At 47.3% G+C, this 18,988-nt stretch carries 17 protein-coding genes; 7 read left to right on the top strand and 10 right to left on the bottom strand.

The window, feature by feature from the left end:
* Positions 1-28 precede the first annotated feature (28 nt).
* Together CIK99_RS05025 and CIK99_RS05020 are read left to right on the top strand one after the other, a co-directional pair.
* Positions 29-961 (top strand): bifunctional riboflavin kinase/FAD synthetase, encoded by a 933-nt coding sequence (locus tag CIK99_RS05025; RefSeq protein ID WP_094380403.1) that lies wholly within the window; start codon positions 29-31, stop codon positions 959-961.
* Positions 958-1,731 (top strand): CPBP family intramembrane glutamic endopeptidase, encoded by a 774-nt coding sequence (locus CIK99_RS05020; protein WP_094380401.1) that lies wholly within the window; start codon positions 958-960, stop codon positions 1,729-1,731. Before CIK99_RS05025 ends, CIK99_RS05020 begins: the two co-directional genes overlap by 4 nt.
* Positions 1,732-1,841: 110 nt before the next feature.
* Here CIK99_RS05020 and CIK99_RS05015 read toward each other — a convergent pair whose 3' ends face one another.
* From CIK99_RS05015 to CIK99_RS04975, 9 genes are all read right to left on the bottom strand, one after another.
* Positions 1,842-2,345, bottom strand: a complete 504-nt coding sequence (locus CIK99_RS05015; RefSeq protein WP_094380399.1) for a DUF4252 domain-containing protein — start codon at positions 2,343-2,345, stop codon at positions 1,842-1,844.
* A complete protein-coding gene (locus CIK99_RS05010) occupies positions 2,342-2,875 on the bottom strand; it encodes a hypothetical protein (RefSeq protein ID WP_094380397.1) in 534 nt (177 codons plus the stop codon). Before CIK99_RS05010 ends, CIK99_RS05015 begins: the two co-directional genes overlap by 4 nt.
* Positions 2,865-3,383, bottom strand: a complete 519-nt coding sequence (locus CIK99_RS05005) for an RNA polymerase sigma factor (RefSeq protein ID WP_094380395.1) — start codon at positions 3,381-3,383, stop codon at positions 2,865-2,867. Before CIK99_RS05005 ends, CIK99_RS05010 begins: the two co-directional genes overlap by 11 nt.
* Before the next feature lie 54 nt (positions 3,384-3,437).
* Positions 3,438-4,214, bottom strand: a complete 777-nt coding sequence (gene argB, locus CIK99_RS05000; RefSeq protein ID WP_094380393.1) for an acetylglutamate kinase — start codon at positions 4,212-4,214, stop codon at positions 3,438-3,440.
* On the bottom strand, positions 4,215-6,107 hold the full coding sequence (gene speA, locus CIK99_RS04995; RefSeq protein ID WP_094380391.1) for a biosynthetic arginine decarboxylase: 1,893 nt from the start codon (positions 6,105-6,107) through the stop codon (positions 4,215-4,217).
* Positions 6,104-6,634, bottom strand: coding sequence for a shikimate kinase (locus CIK99_RS04990; protein WP_094380389.1), 531 nt, complete (start codon positions 6,632-6,634; stop codon positions 6,104-6,106). Before CIK99_RS04990 ends, speA begins: the two co-directional genes overlap by 4 nt.
* 16 nt (positions 6,635-6,650) lie before the next feature.
* Positions 6,651-8,966 carry a type I DNA topoisomerase gene (topA, locus tag CIK99_RS04985; RefSeq protein WP_094380387.1) on the bottom strand — a complete coding sequence of 772 codons (2,316 nt, stop codon included), beginning with the start codon at positions 8,964-8,966 and terminating at the stop codon, positions 6,651-6,653.
* A 71-nt stretch (positions 8,967-9,037) separates the two neighbouring features.
* The gene (locus CIK99_RS04980; protein WP_094380385.1) at positions 9,038-9,565 is read right to left on the bottom strand and encodes an NUDIX domain-containing protein; all 528 of its coding nucleotides are present in this window, start codon (positions 9,563-9,565) and stop codon (positions 9,038-9,040) included.
* 28 nt (positions 9,566-9,593) lie between these two features.
* Positions 9,594-11,042: a sialate O-acetylesterase gene (locus CIK99_RS04975; RefSeq protein WP_094380383.1), complete on the bottom strand. Its 1,449-nt coding sequence runs from the start codon at positions 11,040-11,042 to the stop codon at positions 9,594-9,596.
* A 77-nt stretch (positions 11,043-11,119) separates the two neighbouring features.
* Between CIK99_RS04975 and CIK99_RS04970 the strand changes: the two genes are divergently transcribed.
* The 5 genes from CIK99_RS04970 (at position 11,120) to nhaD (ending at position 17,160) form a co-directional block, all read left to right on the top strand.
* A complete protein-coding gene (locus tag CIK99_RS04970; protein WP_094380381.1) occupies positions 11,120-11,944 on the top strand; it encodes an alpha/beta hydrolase in 825 nt (274 codons plus the stop codon).
* Positions 11,945-11,948: 4 nt separating this feature from the next.
* Complete coding sequence (locus CIK99_RS04965) at positions 11,949-12,479, top strand: RNA methyltransferase (protein WP_094380379.1); 531 nt, start codon at positions 11,949-11,951, stop codon at positions 12,477-12,479.
* Between the two features lie 90 nt (positions 12,480-12,569).
* Positions 12,570-14,075: a succinate CoA transferase gene (locus tag CIK99_RS04960; RefSeq protein WP_094380377.1), complete on the top strand. Its 1,506-nt coding sequence runs from the start codon at positions 12,570-12,572 to the stop codon at positions 14,073-14,075.
* A 127-nt stretch (positions 14,076-14,202) separates the two neighbouring features.
* Positions 14,203-15,720 carry a pseudouridine synthase gene (locus CIK99_RS04955; RefSeq protein WP_254047727.1) on the top strand — a complete coding sequence of 506 codons (1,518 nt, stop codon included), beginning with the start codon at positions 14,203-14,205 and terminating at the stop codon, positions 15,718-15,720.
* A 96-nt stretch (positions 15,721-15,816) separates the two neighbouring features.
* Positions 15,817-17,160, top strand: coding sequence for a sodium:proton antiporter NhaD (gene nhaD / locus CIK99_RS04950; RefSeq protein WP_094380375.1), 1,344 nt, complete (start codon positions 15,817-15,819; stop codon positions 17,158-17,160).
* 112 nt (positions 17,161-17,272) lie between these two features.
* On the opposite strand, the gene CIK99_RS04945 is transcribed toward nhaD, so the two are convergent.
* Complete coding sequence (locus CIK99_RS04945; protein WP_094380373.1) at positions 17,273-18,967, bottom strand: alpha-galactosidase; 1,695 nt, start codon at positions 18,965-18,967, stop codon at positions 17,273-17,275.
* Between the last annotated feature and the right edge of the window lie 21 nt (positions 18,968-18,988).

Genomic DNA, 18,988 nt, shown 5'->3' with positions numbered 1-18,988 from the left:
CGACAAACAAGACTTTTTATTATTTCCTATGAACACGATATTATATGGAGATGGAGTATCAGGTATGAGTCCCTGTGTGGCAACCATCGGATTCTTCGACGGAATACACCGCGGACATCAGCATCTGATTGGCGAGGTTACAGAACGGGCGAAAGCCATGGGCTTAACTTCTACAGTGGTGACTTTCGACCGTCATCCACGTCAAGTGGTAAAGACCGACTTTATGCCGCAACTCCTTTCCACAACAGAAGAAAAACTCGTATTACTCGAAAAAGCCGGGATTGACAATTGCATAGTACTACCCTTCGACAAGGAAATGGCGTCAATGTCTGCACACGATTTCATGCGCTATATCTTGTCAGAGAAGTTAGGTGTGAAGGTGTTGATCACTGGCTACGACCATCGTTTCGGCCACAATCGCAGCGAGGGCTTTGACGACTACGTGAGATATGGCGAACAGATGGGAATGGAGGTGATATTAGGCAAACCGTATATCTACGAAGGAGTTAACGTCAGCTCGTCTGTGGTAAGGGCGCTGATTTCCGAGGGCGAAGTAGATCTTGCCGCAAACTGCCTGGGCTATCGTTACACACTGCTGGGGCATGTGGAAAGCGGGCACCATATTGGTACAGGATTAGGATTTCCCACTGCAAATATCCATCCCGACTCTGCCTACAAGATGATTCCAGCCAACGGCGTTTATGCCGTGATGGTGCGCATTGCCGGTGAACAAGCAGATAGGAAAGCGATGCTTAACATCGGACAGCGTCCCACTTTCGAAGGTAAGGATAGAACGATAGAAGCGAATATCTTTGACTTCAACGGCAATATTTACGGCAAACAAATCTCAATAACTTTCTTCAAGAAAATACGCGACGAACGGAAGTTCAAGTCGGCAGCGGAATTGAAACATCAATTGCAGAACGACGAAAACGAAATAAGAAAACACATTCTTTTATGAAAAGAACATTATTAAACACTACACTCTATCTCGTGGCATTTGTTGCCATACAGGTCTTAATCACATTAGTTATTGGAGCTATAGCCCCTATATTTGGGCAGAAAAGCGATAGCGGATTGATGCTTGTCATTTCGTCTGCGGCAGCAGGATTGCTGACGCTCATATTGTTTTTCTGCGCCAAGTTCACTCCAAAGGGAACAGAATATGTCAGAAGCCGTCCCTGGGCCACATTAGCATGGTGCTCACTGGCTGCTCTCGGAGCTACAATCCCCTCATTAGCCTTACAGGAATTAATGCCGGCTCTCCCTGACACCATGAGCGACACACTGATGAAAATCGTCCATGTGCCTGGAGGCTATTTTGTGTTGGCCATAATGGCTCCCTTATCAGAAGAAGCCGTTTTTCGCGGAGCAATACTAAGAGAACTGCAAAAGACGATAAGCAACAAGTGGATGGCCATCTGCATCTCTGCTGTGATATTCGCCCTCATACACGTCAATCCGGCACAGATGCCGCACGCATTCCTGATGGGCTTACTCTTAGGATGGTTGTATGCAAAGACCAACAGCATCCTCCCTGGAGTTGTCTTTCATACCGCAAACAACACCATCGCCTACCTTATGGCAGTGAGGTTCCCCGACCCAGACATGAAGCTCTCGGATATCTTTGCGGGCAACACTACATCAATGATACTTGCGATATTGTTCTCGTTATGTATCTTCATTCCCGCAATATGGAACATATACAAAGACAAGGGTCGCTGTCATTGATGACATGCGACCCTTATAAATAGTATGTTATGAAAAATTTGAGAGAATCGAAACTTCACAGTTTCAAGTTTTACTAAACATGATTTTATATTATAGAGAAAGCATAGAAATTATCTATTCTTATTTCCGAGATTCTTCGACAAAAGCTCAGTGAACTCCTCATCGATATCTCCCGTAAGGTTAACTATCACCATGGCATTCTTTACAGTATCGTTGTGCAACATCACCAATTCTACCACCTTTCCGTCCTTTGACATCCTTTGGTAGAAGGTGCCCATGGCATGAGCATTATGATAATCCTTGTCATGACGGAACCTCTTGGGATATCTCTTCAGCAGATTCTCTGCCTTGATATAATAGTCCTCGCCGTTGACATTAGAAATAATTATTCTTGCCGACTTCAGCTTTTGTATAGCCTGGTCGATATACTCGTTGCTGTTAGCGTCATGATGCTTCGTCAGTTGTTCCATCATCTTCGGTCCGATAGTAACACACTTCACCAACGTGTCACCATTACAACAAGCCATGTACTTCGACGCAAAATCTACGCTCCGCTGAGCAAGTGAGGTGATGGCAACCACCACAAACGAGACGAGACAAGCAATCCTTTTCATTCCGCAGTCTTGATATCTGTTGTTGCGGCCTTATGTATGCTAACTGAAGAGTCACCTTCTGCCGACTGGCAGAATCCCTCAGAGATTAGCTCCAAGGCATCCTCTACCTGGTCGTATGCCATTGCCGGATCTTTATATGTGTCCTTATAGTCAGCATAGTTTATTTCGTCAGTACTGCCATTCTTGCCGAACTGGAACTGAGCGGCACCACCAAGCGAGAGGATTATGGCCACGACGGCAGCCGACTTGAATAGCGGCATCAACCTTTCGCGTAGAGACACTCTTATAGCCTTTACCTTGACATGACTGCCTTCTTCTTCGATGGCAGCAAGCACTTTCTTGTCGAAGTCAGCCCCAAGGAAATTCTCTTGTTTCTCCTCCATAGGAAGCGAAAACAGACCTTTGTATTTGAGAAACTCTGTCGGGACCTCCTTCTGTGCGAAGAATGTCTGCAAGATGCTCTCTTCCTCAAGGGAAGTTTCGCATTGCCAATAGCGCTCCAACAGTTGTTCTATATACTTATAGTCCATAATTATCTGTTTTTGAGAATTCTGTCTTTATTATCTGTCTTGCCCTAAAGAGGTTGACCTTCACTTGCTCGTCGCTAATGCCCATGATAGTTGCGATCTCGCGGTAGCTTTTGCCTTCTATATCACGCAGATGTATCACCGTACGTTGTTTTTCTGGCAGTGAACTTATGAGACGTTTAACTACTTCAAGGCGGTCGCGCGCTTCTGCTATCTCTTCAGGGTTGGAAGAATAAGAATAATCTGGTGTGTTTCTATAGCTTTCATCGAGCGATTCGTTGGCGTTTCCAGCCTTCCTCGTTCTGTCGAGAGCCGTATTTCTGCAGATGGTGAAGCATAATGCCTCGATAGACTCTATCTCGTTCCACTGCTCACGCTTACTCCATACCTTTATCATTGTGTCCTGCACGACATCCTCGGCCTCCGCATTATTCATCGTAATACGTAGGGCGAGCCGGTAAAGTTTGTTCTTCAACGGCAATACATCGTTTCGGAAACTGATATTTTTCATACCCTTCTAAGGTAAAGACGAATGAAAAGGCGGGAATGTTACAGGCCGAGCACGTTAAAGGTTGTTAATTACCGTTCCGTTGTTCCCGTCAATAGCCGATGCGCATGTTATCACTACTTTTTTTACTCCAGCGTCAATCGCTTGAAAAGCATTTTCTATTTTAGGTATCATGCCTCCGCTGACGGTTCCGTCTTCGACATAATGTCTGAAGTCGTTTCGGGTGATGACAGGAATAACGCTATCATCGTCATCAGGATTGGATAGCACTCCTTTTTTCTCAAAGCAATAAACCAATGTCACGTCATAATATTGTGCCAATGCCTTTGCGGTCTCGCCCGCAATAGTATCTGCATTGGTATTAAGAATATGTCCTGCGCCATCATGAGTGAGTGGTGCCATAACCGGAACTATTCCAGCCTCAACGAGAGTAGATAGCATCTTGCCGTCTGCACGATCCACATCGCCTACAAACCCATAGTCGATACCATCTTTGGGTGGTCGTTTATGTGAACGGATGACATCCACATCGGCACCTGTAAGTCCAATGGCATTCACGCCGTGAGCCTGAAGACGAGCAACGACACGCTTGTTGACCAGTCCTCCATATACCATTGTCACTACATCAAGCATTTCTGCATCAGTGACACGACGCCCGTTCACCATCTTTGTCTCTATACCAAGTTGGGCGGCAACTTTGGTAGCACTACGTCCTCCTCCATGCACGAGGACCTTAGGGCCTGCGATGGAAGAGAAATCCTTAAGCAGTTGGGAGAGCTGTGCCTCGTCTTCGACCACAGCACCTCCCACCTTTATTACTGTCAATTGTTTCATTTATTCCAAATAAGTATATCCGTAAAGTCCTGAGCGATAGTTGGAAAGGAATTCTTTTCCTTCCTCCAGGGTTATCTTTCCGTCTTTCACGCTCTTTGTCACCCACACCTCGAGCTGTCTAACAAGCTTTCGTGGGTTATACTGCACATAGTCGAGCACCTCAGCCACTGTTTCGCCGTCTATTATCTGATCGATATGATAGGAATCATCCTTGACACTTACATGTACGGCCGTAGTGTCGCCAAAGAGGTTGTGCATGTCGCCAAGTATCTCCTGGTATGCACCGACAAGGAACACGCCGAGATAGTACATCTCGTTTTTCTTTATACTATGTACGGGCAATATATGTGAGTTATTGCGATTGGTGACAAAGTTTGTGATCTTTCCATCGCTGTCACAAGTGATGTCTTGCAACGTGGCGCTCCTGGTAGGTCTTTCTGCAAGTCGCTGAATGGGTACTATTGGGAACAGTTGGTCGATGGCCCACGAGTCAGGCAGTGACTGAAAGAGGGAGAAGTTACAGAAATACTTATCGGCAAGGAGCTTGTCGAGATTCATCAGTTCTTCTGGCGTATGTTTGAGATGTTTTGCCAAGATATTTATTTCATGGCACACGCTCCAATACATGCTCTCTATTTCTGCCCTTGTCTTAAGATCTACGAGTCCGTGAGTGAAAAGGTCGAGACACTCTTCCCGTATCTGCTCAGCGTCGTGCCAGTCCTCGAGCATCGACCTTGGATTGAGGTTGTCCCAGATATCATATAGGTCTTTAACGAGTTGATGGCTACTTGCATCTGGCTCATACTCCTCAGGCATTTCAGGTAAAGAGGCTGTCTCCAACACATCTATCACGAGCACCGAGTGATGAGCAGTGAGCGAGCGTCCACTCTCTGTAATGATATTTGGGTGCGGAAGATTATTCTTGTCAGCGGCATCTACAAAAGTGTAGATACAGTCATTCACATATTCTTGTATGGAGTAGTTGACCGAGCTCTCGCTACTTGGCGAGCGCGTGCCGTCATAATCAACTCCCAAGCCTCCACCGCAATCGACGAAATCCACATTGTATCCCATCTTATGAAGCTGTATATAGAACATGGAAGCCTCTCTGAGGGCAGCTTGTATTCTTCTTATCTTGGTGATTTGGCTGCCTATATGGAAATGTATGAGTCTAAGACAATCCCTCATGCCTTTCTTATCAAGCATGTCAAGAGCTTCGAGAAGTTCCATGCTTGTCAGACCGAACTTGCTGGCATCGCCTCCACTTTCTTCCCACTTTCCGCTGCCTGATGAAGCCAATTTTATCCTTATTCCAAGATTAGGCTTGACATTGAGTTTCTTAGCCTCGCGTGCAATGAGTTCGAGTTCGTTGGGTTTCTCTACCACGATAAACACTCTCTTCCCCATTTTTTGCGCAAGCAGTGCGAGTTCGATGTAGCTTTGGTCTTTGTATCCGTTACAGATGATGAGCGAGTCACTCTGGCACTGTACAGCAATCACCGCGTGTAATTCCGGCTTTGAACCGGCTTCAAGACCGAGATTAAACTTTCGTCCGTGGCTGATAATTTCCTCTACCACGGGTTGCATCTGATTTGTCTTAATAGGATAGATGATGAAATTCTCACCTTTGAAGTTATACTCCTGCGCAGCTTTTTTGAAACAGCTACTGGTCTTCTCAATACGGTTGTCCAGTATGTCTGGAAATCTCAGCAAGACAGGAGGCGTGACATCCCTCAGCGCCAATTCATCCATCACCTCACGCAAATCGATCTGCGTATTATTCTTACATGGTGTGACATAAACATCGCCTCGGTCGTTAATGCCAAAATAAGAGGTTCCCCACCCTGTGATGTTGTAGAGCTCCTTTGAGTCTTCAATAGTCCATTTTTTCATTCTATTCCCAATAGTTCTTTAGCTTTTTGTACAGATATTTTTATTTTCTCGTAGTTGTCCATCAGACTTACGTCAAGCGAATATTTCGCCTTTGTATAGTAAGGTTCCCTTTTTGCGAGCTGCTCGTTGATGAATTCAAGCAATTGTTCCTTTGTTTTCCCTATGATCAACGGGCGCTCGGTCTTTCCCATCAAGAGATGCTTATACAGCACGTCTGGCCTGGCCTTAAGATATATCACATCGCCCTGTTGGTTGAGATAGTCCATATTGTCGAAGAAGCAAGGTGTACCTCCTCCGCAACTGATTACCACGTCTTCAAATTCTGCCACTTCATGCAACATGTTACGTTCGATGGTTCTGAAACCGTCTTCCCCTCTTTCGGCGAAGATGTCAGACACTTTCTTGTGCATCCGTGTCTCTATATACCAATCAAGGTCATAGAACTTGAGCCCGAGAGAGTCGGCGAGCTGCTTGCCCACCGTAGTCTTCCCGGCCCCCATATATCCTATTAGAATTATTCTTTTCACTTTGTTTGGTTCATTATTATTTTTTCTTCACAGGAGTGTTGTTTATTATCTCCATACACTCCTCGTATGTCAGTTCAGCAGCCCTTTCGTGGAGATTCTTCGGAAGTCTGAAATTCTTCCCGTCGTAGGCGATGTATGGGCCATATCTTCCGTTGAGCACTTCCAACTTAGCGTCTTCCTCAAATTTCTTCAAGTGACGTTCCTTTTCTTCTTTTCTCTTGTCCTCTATCAGTTTAATCGAGTCTTCGAGCGTGAAGGTCAAAGGGTCGGCGCCCTTTGGCAACGAGACATACTTCTTGTTGTGGAATATGTACGGTCCGAAGCGTCCTGCTCCTATGGTGATAGTCTTGCCTTCGTACTCACCCACGGTGCGAGGCAACTTGAACAACTCCATTGCCTCTTCCATTGTCAGTGTCTCCATACTCATATCTGAGGGCAACTGGGCGAATTGTGGCTTCTCGGCATCATCAGCGCTACCAATCTGTACCACGGGTCCGAAGCGTCCTATTTTCACAAATACGGGTTTGCCCGACTTCGGGTCGATGCCTATCTCCCGTTCTCCGGCCTTATGTTCAGAGCGTGCGTTAAGGGTCTTCTCCACTTCGGGCTCGAAGTCTTTGTAGAAGTCCTTCATCATGTCGGTCCAGTGCTCGGTTCCTTCTGCAATCTCGTCAAACTTCTGTTCCACTTTTGCAGTAAAGTTATAATCCATGATTCCGGGGAAGTACTGCATAAGGAATTCGTTTACGACGATACCAATGTCGGTAGGGATGAGTTTCCCCTTGTCACTTCCTGCTATCTCCGAGCGAGTCTGTTGTGTTATCTGCTTACCTTTCAGTATGTCGATAGTATATGTCCGTTCTTCGCCTTTCTTATCCCCCTTGTGAACATAATCACGTTGCTGTATGGTACTGATGGTAGGCGCGTAAGTTGACGGACGGCCAATGCCCAGCTCTTCGAGTTTATGCACCAAGCTTGCCTCATTATATCTCAAGGGGCTCTGTGTGTATCGCTGAATGGCGGATACCTCGCGTCTTGTCAATCCTTGTCCTTCCTTTATTGGCGGTAGCAGTCTCACGTTATCGTCGTCACGGAGGTCGTCATCGTCGGTCGATTCATGATAAACCTTGATGAATCCGTCGAACTTCACCACTTCACCTCCAGCCACAAAGATTTCCGGACTCTCGCTCACACTAATATTGACAGTGGTCTTTTCTATTTCAGCGTCAGCCATCTGACTTGCAGCAGTACGTTTCCATATAAGGTCATAGAGTCTCTTTTCTTGTTGTGTACCATCGATTGACGTACACGACATGTCGGTAGGCCTGATAGCCTCATGTGCCTCCTGTGCGCCTTTCGACTGTGTGTGATATTGCCTTGTTTTGCTGTACTCTTCACCCCACATCTTCACTATCTCGTTCTTGCTCGCGCTAAGACAGAGAGCCGAGAGGTTTACCGAGTCTGTACGCATGTATGTGATTCGTCCGTTCTCATAGAGGTGCTGCGCAACCATCATGGTTTGTGAAACGGTGAATCCGAGCTTTCGAGCGGCTTCCTGCTGTAGTGTTGACGTTGTGAAAGGAGGTGCTGGTGAGCGTCGAAGAGGTTTCTTATTGACTGATTCGACGGTGAATGTTGACTTTTCGCAACATTTAAGGAATTCTATAACCTCGTCATGATTCTTGAATCGTGTAGGCACCTCAGCCTTTACCTCCGACATGGAGCCATCTTCATTTGTTACAGCGAAAGTGCCATACACGCGATAGAAAGCCTCGCTTTTAAACGCCTTTATCTCCCTTTCACGCTCAACGACAAGTCTTACTGCCACACTCTGTACACGTCCTGCCGACAACGAAGGTTTCACCTTCCTCCACAATACGGGCGATAGTTTGAAGCCAACAAGTCTGTCAAGCACACGTCTTGCTTGTTGGGCGTTAACGAGATTCATATCGAGGTGTCGCGGATTTTGTATTGCCTCAAGGATGGCTGGTTTTGTTATCTCGTGAAAGACGATACGGTTTGTCTTCTTTTCGTCAAGTCCCAACACCTCGCAAAGATGCCAAGATATGGCTTCTCCCTCACGGTCCTCATCGGAAGCGAGCCAAACCTTTTCAGCGTTTCGTGCGTTTTGTTTCAATTCTTTCACCACTTTTTCCTTCTCCAAAGGAATTTCGTAGTCAGGAGTCAGCGAGTCAATATCGATACTGAGTTCTCTCTTTTTCAAGTCTCTGATATGTCCATAACTGGACATCACCTTGAAATCATTTCCAAGAAACTTTTCAATGGTCTTCGCCTTAGCAGGAGACTCTACAATTACAAGATTTTTCTGCATATTTGATTATTATCTTTATTTCGGCCTGCAAAAGTAAGCAAAAAGTTTTCTTTCACCTTATATATAAGGTATTATTTTTGGTTTTTTAAGAAATCGAATTGATGTAATGCCTGTCTTATGGAGCGGAGACCGAATAATTCGGGATGAATATCGTTAACAGGCAGCCATAAGCATTCGGCGGCGTCGTCATCAGGTTTGGCCTGGGTTCCGCTTTTCACCGGACAGAAATAGAATGCGTCGAGCGTATGGATATCGATGCCCGAATAGCGGTAAATGTTTGGTATGCTAAACTGGTATTCCATGCTCTCCACCTCTATGCCTGTTTCTTCACGTATCTCACGTCTCATAGCTTCTTCAAGGGTTTCGTCCATATCGGCGAATCCTCCCGGAAGGTCGAGAGTGCCTTTTGCAGGTTCCTTACCTCTACGCACCACAAGCATCTCCCCATCTTCGTTGATGATAAATGCTGCCGTGGCAGAACATGGGTTAGCATAATAGGTAAAACCGCAATTATCACATTTACGGCTTTTCTCGTTATTAATCATAAAATGCTTACTGCCACACATTGGGCAGTAAGCAAACTTTTCTAAGGGATGCATAATCACAAGTTGTAAAATGGCGGTTAAATCAATCCCAGTTATCTGTGCGGAATGGGATTAGAGGCAATCCGCCTTGATTCTTGAGGTTACCTATCTGGAAGTTCTTGAAACAATAGCGTACTGCCACCGGCGCGGTAACCTCTGGCGAACTAACCTCAATACGTTCATTGCGCGGGTCATTGCTTGGCGCCCAGAACTTCACGGCTGTAGCCTTATGGAACACCTTGTCGGCACCAGCTATCTCAAATCCTTCAATATCCTCCCATCGGCTGTATCCATCAGCCATATTGTCGAAACTGAGATAGGCCTTGCCATCCTGTATAATCATGTCCTTATACGACATAGACTCTGCAACAAGGCTCTTCATACCATAGGTCTTGTTGAGCGCGAGATATGCCAGACGCTCGCCCACCTGCTGCTTTTGGGCTGGATGGATCTGACCCTTTTCGTATGGATACACAAGGTCGTTGGTACATACCATGCCACTGTTAGGAATCACCTTCGTCGCATTAAACTGCTGTTCGCGCAGCTTTGCTCCAGAGGTTCCTTCGATACCGTCACCATAGACATATGGCGCTATTTGTACGAAGTAGAAGGGGATATCGCCTTCTTTAAAATCACGCCTCCACTGTTCCACAAGCAACTTCAACCTGTCAGTATATTGTCCTGCCGGGTCGCCTACGTTTGAGCAACCCTGATAATATATTATTCCCTTCACGGTATAGTTGAGTATGGGATTAAAGGTGGCGTTATGCCAAAGCAACGGATAATGGAAGTCCCACTGGAAGCGATCCTTCATCGTTGCCGAATCAAGATCCTCCTTCGTGTATTTCTTCAAATTATCCTCGTCGAGCCAGCTTTCCACGCGCGAACCTCCTTTATTAGCTTCAATAAGTCCTACGGGGATATTCAGAGCCTCACGTATAGTACGAGCAAAGAAATAGCCTGTTGCGCTAAACTCTGCAATGGTCTCAGGACTGCTTATTCTCCATGATGTTTCTGCGTCATTAAGTGGTCGGGTACTCATGCGGCTTGGTATCTTCGCCGAACGTATTCCATCCGCTGCGTTAAGTATCTCTTTGTTGTAATCCACCACTGGGCACTGTCCGAATCCCTTCACGGGCATCTCCATGTTACTCTGTCCTGCACAGACCCATACTTCTCCAGCCAAAACGTTACTGATAGTTGTCAGTTCTCCATCATCAAAGCTAATTGACAAAGGGTCGAAAGAGGCTGCGGGCGACTTCACTGTTGCAATCCAACGGCCATCCTTACCCGTCGTGACTACAGTCTTGTCTGCCGACCAAGAAGTGGTGACCGTGACTTTTTTACCGGGTTTGTCCCATCCCCATAGTCTCACATCGCTACTATGCTGGATCACCATGCCGTCGCTAACAAGGTTAGGCAGTTTAACTTTAGCATTTGAGCTAAAAACACATGCGACAAGAGCCGCTAATACTATAAATCGTTTGTTCATAATAGTTAATTTTTGGAATTTGGGTGCAATATTACAAAAAAATATTTATCTTTGCAAGAAATTTCTAATAAATTGTTATGAATAGAATAAAAACCGTATTATCAACTATCCTTTTTCTGGCGTCAACGACAGTTTGCGCTCAGAAAGACACCGTTTTCCCCTTGTGGCCCAACGGTGCCCCAACAGCAAGTGAAGATGTGGCCGACACGGCCAAAGTTTACATTAGCCTGCCCAAACCCAACAAAGCTACCGGGCGATGTATCGTCATCTGTCCTGGTGGCGGCTACTCTCATCTCGCCATGAATCACGAGGGACGTGACTGGGCTACGTTCTTCAACAACATGGGCATCGCGACAGTAGTACTGAAATATCGCATGCCACATGGTGTAAGCACCATACCGCTGGAGGATGCCGAAGAGGCTATGCGTCTTGTACGCCGCAATGCAAAACAATGGAACATCAATCCAGAACAAGTAGGAATAATGGGGTCGTCGGCAGGCGGTCATCTCGCATCTACCCTTGCCACCCACTCAAAGGGTGACGCAGCCGCCAACTTCCAGATTCTCTTCTATCCAGTCATTACCATGGATCCGAACTACACCCATCGCGGATCACACGACAACCTTCTCGGCAAAGAGGCAAAGAAGAAGACCGAACGCGATTATAGCAACGACCTCCAGGTGACACGGGTTACCCCACGAGCCTTCATTGCCCTCAGTGACGACGATCATGCCGTCCTGCCTGTAAACGGTGTAAACTATTATCTTGCATGTCATCTTAACGATGTTCCTGCCTCCCTCCACGTCTATCCTTCGGGAGGTCATGGTTGGGGCATCCGCACAAGCTTTGCCTACCACCTTGAGATGATGCAAGAACTACGCGCATGGTTACAAAGTTTCTAATGTAATGGAACAGAACAGGAAGCTAAGGACCATCGAAATGAAACGCCTCTCGGTAGAAGAATTCAGGGAGGCAAAAAAAACACCTCTCGTGGTGGTTCTCGACGACGTGAGGTCGATGTACAACGTAGGCAGTGTCTTCCGCACGGGCGACGCCTTTCGTATCGAAGCTCTATATCTCTGTGGCATCAGCGCCACCCCGCCAGCCACAGAGATCCACAAGACCGCTCTCGGAGCGGAAGACAGCGTAGAGTGGCAACATTTTGGCAGCGCCCTTGAAGCAGTGAAGCGGCTGAAGGAGAACGGATATGTGGTTCTCGCAGTGGAGCAATGCGAAGGCAGTACCAAGCTCCACGAATTTACCCCTGAGCAAGACAAGAAATACGCTGTCGTGCTCGGCAACGAGGTAAAAGGCGTGCATCAAGACGTTATCGACGCTTGCGATGGATGTCTTGAAATAGTACAATTAGGCACAAAACACTCCATGAATGTGAGTGTAACTGCCGGAATAATAATGTATAGGTTCGTTTTTTATTAAAATAATGGCAAAAAATTTTGTCGTACGCTCAAATTTGACTAATTTTGCACAAATTTTGTAACCATGCAGTAATTAACAACAAAAAACATTATGGCATATACACGTATGACAGCTGCAGAAGCTGCAGCACTGATCAAAAACGGAGAGAACATCGCCCTTAGCGGATTCACTCCTTCTGGAGCCGCAAAGGCCGTAACGAAAGAGTTGGCCAAAATCGCCCTCGCCGAGCACGAGGCAGGCCGTGAGTTTCAGGTAGGCATCTTCACTGGCGCATCCACTGGACAAAGCACCGACGGAGATCTTGCCAACGCACAAGCAATACGCTATCGTGCCCCTTACACCACCAATGGTGATTTCCGCAAGCATGTCAACATGGGCGAGATTGCCTATAACGACATCCACCTCTCTCAGATGGCACAAGAACTACGCTACGGCTTCATGGGCCAGGTTGACTGGGCTATCCTCGAAGTGTGCGATCTTGAAGAAGGAGAGACAAAATGCAAAGCTTATCTCACCTCTGCCGGTGGCATCAGTCCTACAGCCGCTCGTTTAGCTAAGCATGTCATCCTTGAGCACAACCAGTTCCACAGTCCCGACGCTAAATATCTTCACGATGTTTACGAACTGCAAGACCCACCATATCGTCAGGCAATCCCAATCGTAAACGTGGACGACCGTATAGGTACACCTTACGTAGAAATCGACGCCAGCAAGATTGTTGGTGTAGTGGAATGTAACATCCCTGACGAGGCACGAGCATTCAAAGACCTTGACCCCGTTACCACACAGATTGGTAACAACGTGGCAGAATTCCTCGCTGCAGACATGCGTCGCGGCATCATCCCTTCTACATTCCTTCCTCTGCAGAGCGGCGTAGGCACAACAGCCAACGCTATCCTCGCGGCCTTGTCGATGGACAAGAACATCCCCGATTTTAACATATTCACCGAAGTGCTTCAGGATGCAGTGGTTGACATGATGCTCAATGGCCGTGTGAAGAAAGCATCCGCTTGCTCACTCACCGTCACCAATCCAAGCCTGATGAAGGTGTATGACAACATTGACTACTTCAAGCAGAATCTTACCTTACGCCAGAGCGAGATTTCAAACTCACCGGAGCTTATCCGCCGTCTTGGAGTTATAGCCATCAACACCGCACTCGAATGCGACATCTACGGTAACGCTAACTCTACACATATCACAGGTACAAAGATGATGAACGGCATCGGCGGTTCAGGCGATTTCGAGCGTAACGCTTACATAAGCATCTTCACTTGTCCTTCAATTGCCAAGAATGGCGCCATCAGCTCTATCGTGCCAATGGTAAGCCACCACGACCATACCGAGCACGACGTCAACATCATCGTCACAGAGCAGGGAGTGGCCGACCTTCGCGGCAAGAGCCCAATGCAGCGTGCACAATGCATCATCGAGAACTGCGCCCATCCAAGCTACAAAGAGCTGTTATGGGATTACCTTAAGATTGCGAAGGGCGGTCAGACACACCACAATCTCCCCGCTGCATTCTCCTTCCACGACACTCTCATCCGCAAGGGCGATATGCATCTGACAGACTACGCTGAATACGTAAAGTAAGTTGAAATTTCATCCGCTTTCTCTGTTGGCAGAAGGGCACTCGTTGCCCTCTCCGCCAGAACGTTTTAACAACCCCTTTGACTACGAGCCACATCCATTATGCCAGCTTGCGGTCAAGGGGTTGTGTATGTATATTGAAAGCCACCTTCAATATAACGACGAACTTCACTCGGGTAAGATGTTCGGCGTGCTTGTAGTAAGATACAAAGACGAGTTGGGATATCTTGCCGCATACTCCGGACAGCTACAAGGCTGTAAGGAACTCGACTATTTTGTCCCAAACGTGTTCGACTATCTTCAACCGGATGGCTATTTCAAATGCCACGAAGCGGAGATAAGCGAGATAAACAGACAGATTGCATCCATCGAGACTACCCCGGAACGCATCCATCTGCTTGACGAGATACAACAAGCACAAATAGATGCCGTCACAGAGATAGATGCCTACAAGGAGGTAATGACACAGGCAAAACGCCAACGCGACTTTTCCCGACAGACAGGCGACGATGCACGCACCGAAGACGAATTGATACGCGAGAGCCAATTCATGAAGGCAGAATTGGTAAGGATAAAGCAGAAATGGCGTAACATACAGAAGGAACTCGACACATCAATAGCACACTACGACAAACAAATCGACGAGCTCAAAGGCAAACGCCAACAGAAGTCAGAAGCATTGCAAACATGGCTTTTCCAAAACTTTATCGTGAGGAATGCACGTGGAGAAACACGTGACCTACTCGACATCTTCAAATACACCCCAATGGGAATGCCTCCGTCGGGTTCAGGGGAATGTTGTGCTCCAAAGTTGCTGCAATATGCTTTCTCGCACGACATGCAACCACTGTGTATTGCAGAATTCTGGTGGGGAGAATCTCCCAAAAGCGTCATCAGACGCCATCTCAATTACTATAACGCATGCCGTGGCAAGTGCTTACCCATACTCACCTTTATGTTGGAGGGCATGGACGTTGAACAGAAAGAGATGCATAAAGATGCGGGCGAAAGCATAAGCATCCTATATGAAGACGAGAGCATTGTGGTGGTATATAAACCATCAGGACTACTCTCCGTACCCGGGAAAAGCGAGCGCCACTCTGTATTCAGCATCCTTTCCGAACGCGGATATACTCCCAAGACCGTACACCGTCTTGACATGGACACATCGGGCATACTTGTCGTGCCACGCACCACCGAAGCCCACCACTCGCTCCAACGCCAATTCTACAACCGCACCGTGAAGAAACGTTATGTTGCAATCGTGGAACCGATGATTGGCATCACACTCAATGAAGGCGACCACGGCATCATCGACATCCCTATTTGTCCTGACCCTTTCGACAGGCCCCGTCAGATGGTAGATTACGACTATGGCAAACGTTCCATTACAGAATGGCGTGTTGTCAGTCCACAGCCATCAGGCCTCGGCAGTGGAGAGGTCGTGTTGTCGCTTGTGCCCCACACTGGCCGCACCCACCAGCTTCGCGTTCATTGTGCTTCATGCGACGGTCTCGCCTCACCTATCAAAGGCGACCCACTCTATGGTCATCGCGGCGAACGTCTTTGTCTTCATGCCGAATATCTGGAATTTGCGCATCCCGTCACAGGCAAGAGGTTGCACTTCAAGGTGGAAGCGGATTTCTGAATTCAAAAAAAGCTTAAAATCTTTGCCAGTTCAAAATTATTTCTTACTTTTGCATCCATAAAAGCAACATTTACCTATAATATCTAAATAATTAAAATGACAACATTAAGCATCATCATTGTAGCAGTATTCTGTTTGGGATATTTCTGCATAGCCATCGAGAGTGTCACGAAGATCAACAAGGCAGCAATAGCTTTGCTGATGTTTGTGTTGTGCTGGACCTTATTCATGATCGACCCAGGGCAATATATCCCAGGAGCCATAGGAGAGCATAAGGCTCTGACTGTGGCTGAAGTAATGGAGCGCCATCTGGGCACTACCGCCACCACGCTGTTCTTCCTTATGGGAGCCATGACGATAGTGGAACTCGTTGACCAGAACGGCGGATTTAACTTCGTGCGCGACACGCTTAAGACACGCACCAAGAAGAAGTTGCTATGGCGCATAGCTTTCATGACATTTATTCTCTCGGCTGTGCTCGACAACCTCACAACAAGCATCGTGATGATAATGATTCTACGCAAACTGGTAGAAAACCGCGACGACCGACTCATTTACGCCGCGTTAGTGATTATTTCAGCTAACTCCGGAGGAGCTTTCTCGCCCATCGGCGATGTCACCACTATCATGCTGTGGAACAAGGGTGTGCTCACCGCTGCGGGTGTTATAACAGAGGTGTTCCTGCCTTCTATAGTGTCAATGCTCGTTCCTGCTTACATACTCTCGCATAGCCTCAATGGCAAGATGGAGGTAAAAGATTTCGAGCAAAATGTACGTGTGCAGGATCATCTGACAGAAGTACAACGCAAGACCGTGTTCTTCCTCGGTGTCGGCGGTCTTATCTTTGTACCCGTATTCAAGACCATCACCCATCTGCCTCCGTTTATGGGCATACTGTTAGTTCTCGGCGTGCTATGGACCGTTACCGAGGTGTTCTACTCTCGGCTGGCTGGCGAAGAGGAGAAAGGCGGTATGCAAAAACGTGTCACCAATATGCTTTCACGCATCGACATGGGAACCATTTTGTTCTTCCTTGGCATCTTGATGGCAGTCGCTTGTCTTGAGACCATCGGCGCCTTGGAACTTCTTGGCGAAGGTCTCAACACCATGTTCAACGGCAACCACTATCTCGTTACCGGTATCATAGGTATCTTGTCAAGTATCGTTGACAACGTGCCGTTAGTAGCAGGCTGCATGGGCATGTATCCAGCTGCAGCGACAGGCGACTTTGCTGTTGACGGCATCTTCTGGCAGCTCCTTGCCTACTGTGCAGGTGTAGGCGGCTCGATGCTTATTGTCGGTAGTGCCGCCGGTGTTGTGGTAATGGGATTGGAAAAGATCTCATTTGGCTGGTATATGAAGAAGATTTCGTGGATTGTACTTGTAGGTTATTTGTCGGGCATCTTGATCTATGGCATCCAACGTGCATTGTTCTTTTAAAAGAGGTGTATAGAAAGAATATAAGTAATCGGGTTGTATGCTCATTCGCATACAACCCGATTACATTTTTTTGCTCCCGACGCATTATAATCCGTGACGGGAAGCGGCAGGATTACAGTTTCTTCAATGTCATACAGTCTATCTCCGGCAGCTCGTCGCGATCGTGATATAGACGTACGGTATTGTTTCCTTTCTCGAGGTGAATCTTTGTAGTTACCTCTCCCCATTTGCCGTTAGTATTGGCGAAAATAGGTTGACCTATGCCTTCGTTGACATTGATGAAGAAGTGCTGACCTTCCTTGCGTGGCTGTCCCCAGCTGATCTGGCTATGAACTCCTGGCTTTGAATTGCAACGAATGGTAATCTCGTAGTCGCCACCCTCATGGCTATATACGTTACGCCACTGCAGGTCGTTGACAGCGCGCTGGCCTAACAAGATTGCCTTTGCGCCACCAGAGCAGTTGTTGTCTTTCTGATATGTTCCTGTATGCAATGCCCAAGGGTTGCTCAATTCCTGATAGCTGCTGAGATAAGCTGTCTCTGCCTCATAGAGTGTGCGCTCAAGTCGTGTGTCGGCAGTAATCTTATAGATACGGCATCCGTGAGCAGGCACCTCGCGGCTCAGTGTAGTACCAGTGAAGGCGGCATTAGCCTTGGCAAACTTCTTGGCTTTCTTTCCGGTCACCACGAGGTCTTTGTGTTCGTAAAGGTCTCTCACCTGTGTCACACCGTCGAGCTGTATATCCGCATAATCGACGCTAACGGTCTTTGTGGTTTCCGTCGGGTTGTACAAGGCGATGGCACGGGTGTTACCTTCAAGGGTCTCAATATCCTTTACAAAGACATAGGTACTGTCTGTCTTGTCGTATTTAGCCACATTAGCTTGCAGCATCAGCGGGTCTTGGTTGAGGGCAATGAGTTCCTTGTTGCAGAGCAGATTCATGGTCTCTGGAGTCAATGTGCTCATGTCGCAACCGATGAGCAGTGGTGATGCCATGATACACCACATGCCGAAATGAGTGCGGTCTTCTTCTGGTGTCAGTGTTCGTCCCACCTCAAGCATGTCCATGTCGTTATATCGTCCGTCGTAGCAGTAGGCCGAAAGATACAGGCTCTGGTCGATAATACCTCTTACTGAAGGCCACGAGCAGTTGATGTCAACGCTCATTCTCCATGATGTAGCCACGTCGTGTACCCAAGTGCCTGGATAGTCCCATCGGCAGACGTTGAGTCGTAGTCCTTTCTTACCCGTATTTTCCATAGCCTTGTGGATGGCTGTGTAGCGCTCTTGCGGATCGAGGCAGTAACGCTGACGGTTCTGAGGAGCGTCGCCTCCGCAGAAGTCAACCTTGATAAAGTCGAAATCAAGTTCTTTGAAGAAGAAGTCGCAGTCTTGCTGGTCGTGAAGGTACAGACCTACATTATTTGCGATGGTGTCACCACCGTAATAGTTTCCGCATGTGTTTGCGCCCGCATCAGAATAGATGCCCGCCTTCAGTCCGAGTCCGTGAATATGATCTACCACGCCTTTCAGTCCACGCGGGAATCTCACGGGATGTATGAGTAGCTGACCTGTTTTCGGGTCTCGTCCACCGAAGTATCCGTCATCAATGTTTATATATTTATATCCTGCATCTTTCAGCGGAGTGTTAGCCATGACGTCGGCCTGACGCATGATAATCGAGTCGCTGATGTTAAGTGCAAAGGTGTTCCACGAGCTCCATCCCATAGTAGGGAGCTCTTTTTCCTGAGCATTTGTCGAGAGGCAGCACATGGCAGCCAACGCGACGATAATATTTTTCTTCATACTTTTCTTCAATTGTTTTTT

The organism is Prevotella sp. P5-92 (assembly GCF_002251245.1).
GTDB lineage: Bacteria > Bacteroidota > Bacteroidia > Bacteroidales > Bacteroidaceae > Prevotella.
Note: the sequence above shows the minus strand (reverse complement) of the source record. Positions and strands in the feature narration are given on the sequence as shown.